Raw genomic sequence first — 2,011 nt, 5'->3', positions numbered from 1 at the left:
GGGATGGTGTATGCTAAAATCTAGCAATACCTGTCGATTCATCATTTCCACTTACATTTTTGGAAGTAGTCCCCTATGACATCGTGTATTAAGGCTCATTACTATGGACTTTCGAAATTCAGGTTTATATTGACAATGGCGGAACAAAAATTCCAATTGTCGACTTGCTTAGAAGTCTTGTAGGGTCAGGTGATTCTTCTTACTCCGTATTGCTAAACTTACGACTTCCTCGTACGCTTGTTGCTGCAGGAGGAGGTATTGCGCTGGCTATAAGCGGGGTACTCATCCAAAGCGCCGTTCGCAATCCGCTTGCGGACGCCTCCATTATCGGGGTGACCTCGGGTGCGGGTTTTGGCGCTCTAGTCGTGCTTGTCGCTTGGCCGACACTGCCCATTTTTGTTCTTCCGATTGCCGCGATAGCGGGCGGAATTATCGCTGCTGCTTTTGTATTTTTCCTAGCGTGGCGCAAGTCGCTTAATCCATCGGTTCTTATTTTGCTCGGAATCGCGGTTTCAGCAATTGGCTCAGCCGGGATACAGGCGATGATTGTTAAGGCAAGTTTGTGGAGCAGTGCCGCCTTTGTCTGGATAACCGGCACGACCTATGGACGAGGCTGTGGTCGATGATTATCGGCGTCCTCCTTGCAGCTGGTGCTGTTGCGAGCGTAGGAACGATTGGTTTCCTTGGGTTAATAGCGCCTCATGCGGTTCGCATGATGATCGGGCATCATACAAGACGTTCCATTGTATTATCGGGGCTGCTTGGCGGAATATTGCTGGTCATAGCGGATACGCTTGGAAGAACAGTGATGGCGCCGAAGGAAATACCGTCTGGACTTATCATTATGCTGATTGGCGCGCCTTACTTTTTGGTTCTAATGTATCGTTCACTCGTCAAAAAGGGGAAGTAACATCAGAAAGTATGGATAAAAACTAATAATTAAGTTATTTATTGCCATTAATGTTCGTCAAAAGTGGTTGACAAAGTAGACGTAATCTCTTTAAAATGGTAAACGGAAAACAACAACAGCATATTTTTTCGTATAATCTCAAGAATCGGCTTGAGAGTCTCTACTCGGTCACCGTAAATGATCAGGCTACGAAAATGGTGGAAAAGCACGCAGCGGTCCGGCGTGTATATTTTTCCCCTTTTTGCAGAGCCTAGGAGAAATGCGTATTTTTGCATTTTTTTCTAGGCTTCTTTGTTTGTTCCAGCACATTTTTGGGAGGTTTATAATCAAAATGGAACGTTTCTTTCGCTTAAAGGAACACGGAACAAATGTCAGAACAGAGATTATGGCGGGGCTGACGACTTTCATGACGATGGCGTACATATTGGCCGTCAATCCAATCATACTCACACCGGCTGGTCTAGACTGGACAGCAGTATTTCTAGCTACGGCGCTTGCTGCCGGCATCTTCACCATCGCGATGGGCTTATTCGTCAACTTCCCTGTCGCGCTTGCTCCGGGAATGGGCTTGAACGCGTATTTTGCATCGGTTGTTATTGCATCAGCGTCAACAGACACCCCGATCTCGCCTGCAATGGGTCTGACAGCAGTCTTTATTTCAGGAATTATTTTTATCATTCTTACACTGACTCAAATTCGTCAAATGCTTATAACAGCTGTTCCAGACAGCTTGAAGCATGCCATTACGGTCGGTATCGGCTTGTTCATTACGATTATCGGATTGAAGAACAGCGGTATCATGACAATTGCCGTATCAAGCTTTACGGATATCAAGCAAGGCGTTTTCACGCCGGTTAGCGGCTCCGAAACCGTTATTCAGCTGGGAAGCTTCCACAATGAAACGGTTGTACTCACTGTCATCGCTTTGCTGCTTATCGGCGCACTGATGGTGCTTCGTGTACCAGGTGCCATTTTGTTCGTAAGCGTCAAATAGCCCCCACCTTGTCATCAGATGAGAGCTAAGATAAGCTGGATTAAGATTTAAACACGTGGCAAGTCAGCGGTAGCGATGTTGACCAAGGCAACAGCTTGTCTAGCGTT

2 pseudogenes and 1 riboswitch are annotated in these 2,011 nt (G+C 46.5%); both pseudogenes read left to right on the top strand.

Annotated features, from left to right (window positions below):
- Nucleotides 1–137: 137 nt before the first annotated feature.
- A pseudogene (locus AC2TDN_RS26410) lies at nucleotides 138–910 on the top strand (FecCD family ABC transporter permease); the annotation flags it as partial.
- A 108-nt stretch (nucleotides 911–1,018) separates the two neighbouring features.
- Nucleotides 1,019–1,119, top strand: a riboswitch (purine riboswitch).
- 122 nt (nucleotides 1,120–1,241) lie between these two features.
- Nucleotides 1,242–1,889, top strand: a pseudogene (locus AC2TDN_RS26405) (solute carrier family 23 protein); the annotation flags it as partial.
- Between the last annotated feature and the right edge of the window lie 122 nt (nucleotides 1,890–2,011).

It is taken from the genome of Paenibacillus sp. Y660 (assembly GCF_057221575.1).
This window is presented reverse-complemented; position numbering and strand designations above follow the sequence as displayed.